Source organism: Nisaea sp., assembly GCF_017640745.1.
Taxonomy (GTDB): domain Bacteria; phylum Pseudomonadota; class Alphaproteobacteria; order Thalassobaculales; family Thalassobaculaceae; genus Nisaea.
Window position 1 is genome coordinate 44,537 of the sequence record NZ_JAEPQA010000029.1, and the last position, 8,122, is coordinate 52,658.

Annotated in this window: 9 protein-coding genes; 6 read left to right on the forward strand and 3 right to left on the reverse strand. The window is 64.4% G+C overall.

Annotation, left to right across the window (positions count from 1 at the left end; all coding sequences use genetic code 11):
* Window positions 1-49: 49 nt before the first annotated feature.
* Window positions 50-559, reverse strand: coding sequence for a hypothetical protein (locus JJ959_RS17910; protein ID WP_292886732.1), 510 nt, complete (start codon window positions 557-559; stop codon window positions 50-52).
* 602 nt (window positions 560-1,161) lie between these two features.
* Here JJ959_RS17910 and JJ959_RS17915 point away from each other — a divergent pair.
* Both JJ959_RS17915 and serA read left to right on the forward strand, forming a co-directional pair.
* Window positions 1,162-2,325, forward strand: a complete 1,164-nt coding sequence (locus tag JJ959_RS17915; RefSeq protein WP_292886735.1) for a phosphoserine transaminase — start codon at window positions 1,162-1,164, stop codon at window positions 2,323-2,325.
* A 78-nt stretch (window positions 2,326-2,403) separates the two neighbouring features.
* Window positions 2,404-3,981, forward strand: a complete 1,578-nt coding sequence (serA, locus tag JJ959_RS17920) for a phosphoglycerate dehydrogenase (RefSeq protein WP_292886738.1) — start codon at window positions 2,404-2,406, stop codon at window positions 3,979-3,981.
* A gap of 185 nt (window positions 3,982-4,166) precedes the next feature.
* Here the strand turns inward: serA and JJ959_RS17925 are convergent, their stop codons facing one another.
* Entirely contained in the window at window positions 4,167-5,018 is an 852-nt protein-coding gene (locus JJ959_RS17925; RefSeq protein ID WP_292886741.1) for a universal stress protein, read from the reverse strand.
* Window positions 5,019-5,243: 225 nt separating this feature from the next.
* On the opposite strand from JJ959_RS17925, the gene JJ959_RS17930 reads away from it, so the two are divergent.
* Genes JJ959_RS17930 through JJ959_RS17940 form a run of 3 tightly spaced genes read left to right on the forward strand, consistent with a single transcriptional unit; the run spans window position 5,244 to window position 6,764 of the window.
* Window positions 5,244-5,822: a TetR/AcrR family transcriptional regulator gene (locus JJ959_RS17930; protein WP_292886744.1), complete on the forward strand. Its 579-nt coding sequence runs from the start codon at window positions 5,244-5,246 to the stop codon at window positions 5,820-5,822.
* A gap of 39 nt (window positions 5,823-5,861) precedes the next feature.
* The gene (locus tag JJ959_RS17935) at window positions 5,862-6,149 is read left to right on the forward strand and encodes a YciI family protein (protein ID WP_292886747.1); all 288 of its coding nucleotides are present in this window, start codon (window positions 5,862-5,864) and stop codon (window positions 6,147-6,149) included.
* Window positions 6,150-6,152: 3 nt separating this feature from the next.
* Window positions 6,153-6,764: a DNA-3-methyladenine glycosylase I gene (locus JJ959_RS17940; RefSeq protein ID WP_292886749.1), complete on the forward strand. Its 612-nt coding sequence runs from the start codon at window positions 6,153-6,155 to the stop codon at window positions 6,762-6,764.
* Window positions 6,765-6,887: 123 nt separating this feature from the next.
* On the opposite strand, the gene JJ959_RS17945 is transcribed toward JJ959_RS17940, so the two are convergent.
* Complete coding sequence (locus JJ959_RS17945; protein ID WP_292886751.1) at window positions 6,888-7,085, reverse strand: DUF1127 domain-containing protein; 198 nt, start codon at window positions 7,083-7,085, stop codon at window positions 6,888-6,890.
* 247 nt (window positions 7,086-7,332) lie between these two features.
* Here JJ959_RS17945 and gcvA point away from each other — a divergent pair.
* Window positions 7,333-8,122: transcriptional regulator GcvA (gene gcvA, locus JJ959_RS17950; protein ID WP_292886752.1), on the forward strand; the 790-nt coding region annotated here is incomplete at its 3' end.

Here is an 8,122-nt window from a genome sequence, read left to right on the forward strand (position 1 = left end):
CCTGCGGCCCTAGTCCGGGGGAGAAGGCGCCGGGCGGCGCCTGGGGGGATCAGTGCACGGTCGCGGGCGACGGGCCGTTCAGCGCGAGGTACAGTTCCGCCGCGTCGCGATGGGCGTCATGAACGCTGCGCTTGTAGCAATGCGCCTGGTCGAGATCGAACAGCGGCTGGCCTTCGTCGAGAAGCTCGAGCAGGCAGGTATATCCGATGTCGGTCAGGCTCTCGTACTCCTCGTCCGTGAGGGACGGGTTGAGAGCGAGGAACTGGTCCGCAAAAGCTTCCGCGAAACGGTTCAGGGCGCGTCGGCGCAGGCGCCAGGACTGGCCCTGAAGGTGCAAAGCCCATTCTCCGACGGCATCGACGATGACGTCCGGAAGCTGGTCGAGCAGGGAAAATTCGGGTGCTCCGAAATTCTGGTTCGCGGCATCGGAAGCGCCGTTTCCGAGATTAGCCGTGCCGTGGCCGCGATTGAAGCGACCGGCGGGAACCATCCATTCCTGGCGTGAGTGTGCGCTGTCGGAAGCGTGTGCGGGCCAGGTCCGGAAATCGATATCAGCCATTTTAATGCTCCAGGTCTCGGATGCTGTGTTCGTTGTTGCAAGCAACGAAGCAAATCCGGGGCCAAGTGCATCGGAGGCTATTAACGTGTTGAAAAAGAATGATAAAACGTATTTTCTGGGTGATCGGGCAGGAGATTTCTGCCGCCCTCGGGGGGCGGAACTTGCCGGTCAGATCCGGCCGGTAGGCAAGAAAAAAGGGCCGCTTTGCAGCGGCCCGAGTTAAGGGAGGAAACGCCCAAGAAGTAAACAATACGGCTGGGCAGTCCGTATTGCAGTGCACAATATAGGTCGCAATTTTTCGCGGTGCAACCCATTCCTGGGGACAAATTGATTTCGAATGCGCACGAGCCGGTTTCTGTCCGGGAATGTGTCGAATTTGCAACTGTTGCAGGTGATTTAAGCCAATTATCGATGTAATTCAGGCTTGTCCAACAATGTGGAGAGCGGGTTACGCAACCGCTACATACAAGAGAGGTTGGATGGATTTTGGTGCGCCGCAACATTTTTGGTGCGAACAAGCCGGTTGACAGCGACGCGGAAATCCATAGCGTCAGCGGCGGGCCGCCACTCCCCAACGAGTGGTCACATTGAAGGATGATACGATGAAGCCGACGGCAACCCCGCGCGCTCCCCAGTTCTCATCCGGACCTTGCGCAAAGCGACCCGGATGGGGCCCCGCTGTTCTCGCTGACGCCGCTCTCGGGCGGTCTCACCGCTCGAAAATCGGAAAATCAAAACTCAAGGAAGTGATCGACCGCACCCGCGCCGTGCTCGGCGTGCCGGACGATTACCGGATCGGCATCGTGCCGGGTTCCGACACCGGAGCCGTCGAGATGGCCATGTGGACCATGCTCGGTGCCCGAGGCGTCGATCTGCTTGCCTGGGAAAGCTTCGGCTCCGGCTGGGTCACCGACGCGGTGAAGCAGCTCAAGCTCGGAGACGTCCGTGTGATCGAGGCGGGCTACGGCGAAATCGCCGACCTCTCCTCCGTCGATCCGAAGCGCGACGTGGTCTTCACCTGGAACGGCACGACATCCGGCGTGCGCGTGCCGAACGGCGACTGGATCGCCGACGATCGCGAGGGCCTGACGATCTGCGACGCCACCTCGGCCGTTTTCGCGATGGACCTGCCCTGGGACAAGCTCGACGTCACCACCTTCTCCTGGCAGAAGGTACTGGGCGGCGAGGGCGCGCACGGCATGCTGATCCTCAGCCCGCGCGCCGTCGAACGGCTGGAGACCTATGTCCCGGCCTGGCCGCTGCCGAAGCTCTTCCGCATGACCAAGGGCGGCAAGCTGATCGAGGGCATCTTTAAGGGCGAGACCATCAACACGCCCTCCATGCTGGCGGTCGAGGACGTGCTCGACGCGCTGAAATGGGCCGAGGGTGTCGGTGGCCTGAAGGGGCTGATCGCCCGCTCCGAGGCCAATCTCGCCGCGGTCGAGAAATGGGTCGCGAGGAGCGACTGGGCCGGCTTTCTGGCGAAGGATCCGGCGGTGCGCTCCTGCACCTCGATCTGCGTCTCGATCTCCGATCCCTGGTTCGACGGGCTTTCCGAGGCGGACCAGCGGGCTGCGACCAAGCAGATCGACAGCCTGCTCGAGGCCGAAGGCGTCGCCTACGATATCAACGGCTATCGCGATGCGCCGGCCGGGCTCCGGCTCTGGGGCGGGGCGACGGTCGAGGCCTCCGACATGGAAGCGCTCCTGCCTTGGCTCGACTGGGCCTATGGCGAGGTGAAGCGGTCCGTCTCCGCGGCTGCCTGACGCCCTTGATTGCTCCCGGCGAGGCCGCCGGGAGCGTCTTTCCCAGACATGCAGAATTCCGAGCACGAGGAGCAAGCCGTGCCCAAAGTCCTTATTTCAGACAAGCTGAGCCCCGCCGCCGTGGAGATCTTCCGCGCGCGCGGTCTCGAAACCGATTTCAAGCCCGGTCTTTCGGCCGAGGAACTGCTCGAGATCATTGCCGATTACGACGGTCTCGCCATCCGTTCCGCGACCAAGGTGACATCGGAAGTGCTGGCCAAGGCGACGAACCTCAAGGTCGTCGGCCGGGCCGGCATCGGCGTCGACAATGTCGATACCGCCGCGGCGACCTCCGCCGGCGTCGTCGTCATGAACACGCCGTTCGGCAACGCCATCACCACGGCGGAACACGCGATCGCCATGATGTTCGCGCTCGCCCGGCAGATCCCCGCCGCCGACCGTTCCACCCAGGACGGCAAGTGGGAGAAGTCCAAGTTCATGGGCGTCGAGCTCACCGGCAAGCGCCTCGGCCTGATCGGCTGCGGCAACATCGGCGCCATCGTCGCCGACCGGGCGCGGGGCCTGAAGATGAAGGTCGCCGCCTACGATCCCTATCTCAGCGACGACCGTGCGGCGCAGCTCGGAGTGACAAAGCTGGAGCTGGACGAACTCTTCGCCGAAGCGGACATCATCAGTCTGCACACGCCGTTGACCGACGCGACCCGCAACATCATCGACGCGGGTGCGATCCAGAAGATGAAGCCGGGCGTCCGGATCATCAACTGTGCCCGCGGCGGCCTGGTGGACGAGGTGGCGCTGCGCGGCGCGCTCGAGACCGGCCATGTCGCGGGAGCGGCCTTCGACGTCTTCGTCGAGGAGCCGGCAAAGGAGAACGTGCTGTTCGGTGCGCCGAACTTCGTCGCGACACCGCATCTCGGCGCCTCCACCACGGAAGCGCAGGAGAAGGTTGCCCTTCAGGTGGCGGAACAGATGTCCGATTACCTGCTGACCGGCGCCGTCACCAACGCGGTGAACATGCCGTCGGTGACCGCCGAGGAGGCGCCGCTGCTGAAGCCCTACATGAAGCTCGCCGAAAATCTCGGCGCCTTCACCGGGCAGGTCATCGGCAGCGCGATAAAGTCGGTGGCGATCGAGTTCGAGGGGCAGGCGGCGGAGATCAATCCGGCTCCGGTGGTCGCGGCCGCGCTCGCGGGTCTGCTGAAACCGGCACTGGCCTCGGTCAATATGGTCAGCGCGCCTGCCGAGGCGCAGGCTCGCGGCATCGCGGTCACCACGGTCAAGCATGACCGGCCCTGCGACTATCAGACGATGCTCCGGGTCACGGTGGAGACCGGCGAGCGCACGCGCTCCATGGCCGGCACGCTCTTCGCCGGCACCTTGCCGCGTCTGGTCGACGTGCAGGGTATCGCCATCGAGGCAGAGTTCGGCGAGCACATGCTCTATGTGCGCAACTATGACAAGCCCGGCTTCATCGGGTCGCTCGGCTCCACGCTCGGCGATGCGGGGGTCAATATCGCGACCTTCCATCTCGGTCGCCGGGAAGAGGGCGGAGAGGCCGTCGCCCTGGTCGAGGTCGACAGCGCAGTCAGCGAGGATCTGCTGGCGAAGGTGAAGAGCCTGCCGAACGTCGCCCGGGTCGACGCGCTGAAGTTCTGAGCGTCATGCTCTCTGAAATGTAATCGTCATCCCGGCCGAAGAGCCGGGACCTTGTCGAACACCGGTTGAGTGTCACAAGGTCCCGGATCAAGTCCGGGATGACGGCTCTCAAAGGGAGTTTAAGCGCGGGCGGACGAAGAGTTGCGTGTAGCCGCCGCCAGAAAAGCTCTGAACCGCCCTCCGCTCTACCAGGCCTTGACCGCGAGAAGGTCGCAGGGCGGGTTTCCGAGAAAGTCCTCGGCGACACTACCGAGGATCGCGCGGCCCGCACCGGTCCGTCCGTGGGTGCCGAGCACGAGAAGGTCCGGCTTCAGGCGCTCCGCCTGCTGTCGCAGGACCTGGCGCACCGAACCTTCCGCCATGACCGGCGTCAGCGTCGGCGCTCCCGAAGGAAGCGTGGAGAGAAGCGTCTTCATCTCCTCGTCGATCAGGCGCTGAAGCGTGTCGTGATGCTCCTTGCCGATCCGTCCCCGGTCCTCGTCCTCCCCGACGAAGCCCTTGAACGGGATGTCGTAGGCATGGACCAGGTGGAAGGCGGCGCCGGGAGCGAAGCCGGCCGCGAACTCAATAGCTCTGCGCGAATAGACCGAGAAATCGACCCCGACCATGGCTTTGCGATAAGGGGCGTCCGCCGGATCCTTGACCAGCAGAGTCGGTACGGCGGATGCACGCAGGATCCGCTCCGCGGTGGTGCTGCGGAAGATATCCGCGAATGCGTCCTCCCGGTGCACGCCGAGCACGATCACCGAGCTGGCGGTTTTCTCCGCCAGTGCAAGGATTTCCCGGTGCGGCCGCCCGGTGACGACTTCGAGCGACACCTTGGGGCCTGTTCCCGCCGGCGCGAGGTTCGCGATCTGATCGCCGACGATCTGGCGGGCACCGCTTTCCAGTGCGGCCCGGACGGAGTCTGGCAGATCCTCGTCGACGACATGGACCACGGTCAGTGTCGCGCCGTGGTCGCGAGCGATCCCGATCGCGCGTGCCAGAGCGCGTTCTGAGCGCGCCGAGAGGTCCGTTGCCATCAAGAGGTTCTGCATCGGGGAAATTCCTTCCTGTCGTGGAGCCGTTTTCTCATTTTCTGGGCTGCCACCCGAACCAGCCGGCGGCCTCCCTGCGTTGGGACATATATGGTCGCGGTCCGCCCGATTAAAGGCAGGCCGGCCCGCATCTCTCGATTGGCTCGCTTGACGGATTAGGACGTATGTCCTAAAGAGTGCGTAGGACAAATGTCCTAAATTGTTCTGGGCATGTGGGTGGCGGGAATGAGCGACGGAAAAACCTTCGAGCAGATCGTCGCGTCCGCAGACGATCTCTTTTACCGCCAGGGCTTCGAGAACACGTCCTTCGCCGACATTGCCGCCGAGGTCGGCATCTCGCGCGGCAATTTCTATTATCATTTCAAGAGCAAGGACGAGATCCTGAACGCCGTCATCGAGGCGCGTCTCGCCGATACCCGGGCGATGATCGCGGCCTGGGAGGCGGAGACGGAGGATCCGGAAGGGCGCATCTGCTGCTATATCCGCATCCTGCTCGACCACCAGAGCGAGATCATGGCGCATGGCTGCCCGGTCGGCACGCTGACCTCCGAGCTCGCCAAGCTGAACCATCAGGCGCAGGGCGCCGCGAACGGGATCTTCACCCTGTTCCGCGACTGGCTCCGGCTGCAGTTCGAGCGGCTCGGCTGCGGCGCGGAGTCCGACCGGAACGCGATGCGCGTTCTGGCCTGGAGCCAGGGCGTCGCGACCCTCGCGAACGCCTACCGGGACGAGGATTTCGTCCGGCGCGAGGTCGAGGAAATCACCGGCTGGCTGCGCGCGCGCGTCCGCGACTGCGCAGCCTGAGCCCTTACAACAGACACTCATCCCCTCTGGAGACCGAGAATGTTCATCATCCTGCTCAGATTTGCCAAGAACCGCGCCAACGCCGGGACCTTTGTCGAGGGACACAAGGCGTGGCTGAAGCGCGGCTTCGACGAGGGCGCATTCCTGCTCGCGGGGACGCTCGGCGAAGGGCAGGGCGGGGCGATCCTCGCGGACGCCGCGTCCCGGCAGGCGGTGGAATCCCGTGTCGCCGAGGACCCGTTCGTAGTGGAGGGCGTCGTGAGTGCCGAAATCCTTGATTGGTCGCCGTCCATGAGCGACGCGCGACTCTCCTTTCTTGCGGCCTGAGCCATGAGCGAACCGTTCATTGCCCCGGACGGGGAACCACGCTGCCGCTGGTGCGGAGCCGCGCCGGAATTTCTTGACTATCACGACCGCGAATGGGGCTTCCCCGTCGGCGACGACCGGCGTCTCTTCGAAAAGCTCTGCCTCGAAGGCTTCCAGTCCGGTCTCAGCTGGCGGACCATCCTCGCGAAGAGGGAGAATTTCCGCGCGGCCTTCGAGAATTTCGATTTCGCCAGGGTGGCGCGCTTCGGCGCCGCCGATATCGAGCGCCTGCTGCAGGATGCGGGCATCGTCCGCCACCGGGGCAAGATCGAGGCCGTGATCAACAACGCGCAAAGAGCCCTGGAGATGGTGGAGCGCGAGGGCTCGCTCGCGGCCTTCTTCTGGTCCTACGAGCCGGAGCCGGCGACGCTCGGCACGCCGCAGAGCCAGTCGGTCTCCGATGTTTCCAAGGCGATCTCGAAGGAGCTGAAGAAGCGCGGCTGGCAGTTCGTCGGCCCGACCACGGTCTTCGCCTTCATGCAGGCGATGGGTCTGATCAACGACCATGCGGAGGAGTGCGTGGTGCGGGAAAAGGTGGCGGCGGTCCGGGCCGGGTTCACATCACCTGCTCCCTAGCTCCTCTATCGGCCTGCGGCGGAAAATCTCGATGGGGGGCGGGCGGACTGCTTCGGGCAGCTGCCGCCGGGTGGAAACCCCTTCGATATAGCCGAACCGCCCGCGGACGTTTCTTCCTAGCCGTCACATCGGCAGTTTTCTGGCATCGAGCGCGCGATCGACGGCGCCCGGGATCTCGGAGCGGTCGATGCCGATATCGAGCAGCTGGCGATCGCTCATGGCGTCCAGGGTCCGGATGTTCGCGCGCCGCCGTTGTGCACGGAGGATTTCGGCAATGCCCTGAACGACCGCCGTTTTCACGACCTTGAACAGGCGGGCCAATGCAGTTGACGGCGAGAGGAGGGGTTCCGGTTTTGGCGAAGCGCAGCAAAGTGACACGGGTGATCTCCATCGGCTGATCTGTCCGGATACCTCGTTCGAATGAGATAATTTCATTTGAAGACCGGTAATCCGGAAGAGCGGATCTGACTTTTGTATGCGTTGATATGGAGGGAGAATGGGGGTATGCCGTTGGGCGGACAAACGAGAAGATCTCGGTATATAAATTAGAAAAATTTGAAGGTAGGCGATGGCTCGACCGCTCCCTCCGCTGAATGCCCTTCGCGCCTTCGAGGCTGCCGGCCGACATCTCAGCTTCACGAAGGCGGCGGCCGAGTTGAATGTCACGCCAGCAGCCGTGAGCCATCAGGTGAAGGCGCTGGAGGATCTGATCGGCACGCCCCTGTTCCGCCGTCTGACCCGGGCGCTGGTGCTGACGGATGCCGGGCAGGCAGCCCTGCCGTTATTGGGGCAGGGTTTCGACAGGCTGGCCCAGGGCGTCGAGGCGATGCGCGCGCATTCAGAGAGCGGGGTTCTGACCATCAGCGTCAGCCCGTCCTTCGGCGGCATGTGGCTGGTCCCCCGGCTGGAGCGCTTCCGCTGCAGGCATCCGGAAATCGAGATCCGCATCGACGGCACCGACCGGCTGGCCGACCTTGCCCGTGGAGAGGCCGACATCGCGATCCGCTACGGTCCGGGCGGCTATGAGGGGGTGCGGATCGACTGGCTCTTCCGCCAGATCAACACCCCGGTCTGCAGCCCCGCGCTGCTCGCTGGGGAACACCCCCTCCGCACGCCGGAGGACCTCCGTCATCACACGCTGTTGCATATCGATTGGACAGACACGGAGCCGAGCTGGCGCATGTGGCTGGCGGCTGCCGGCCTGCAGGATATCGTCCCGGCGAGCGGGCCGTGGTTCAGCATGGAAAGCATGGCGGTGCAATCCGCCCTCGACGGCTACGGGGTCGCGCTGGTCGGAGACGTGCTGGTCGCCGACCATCTCGCCGCCGGACGCCTCGTGCGGCCCTTCGATCCGAGCT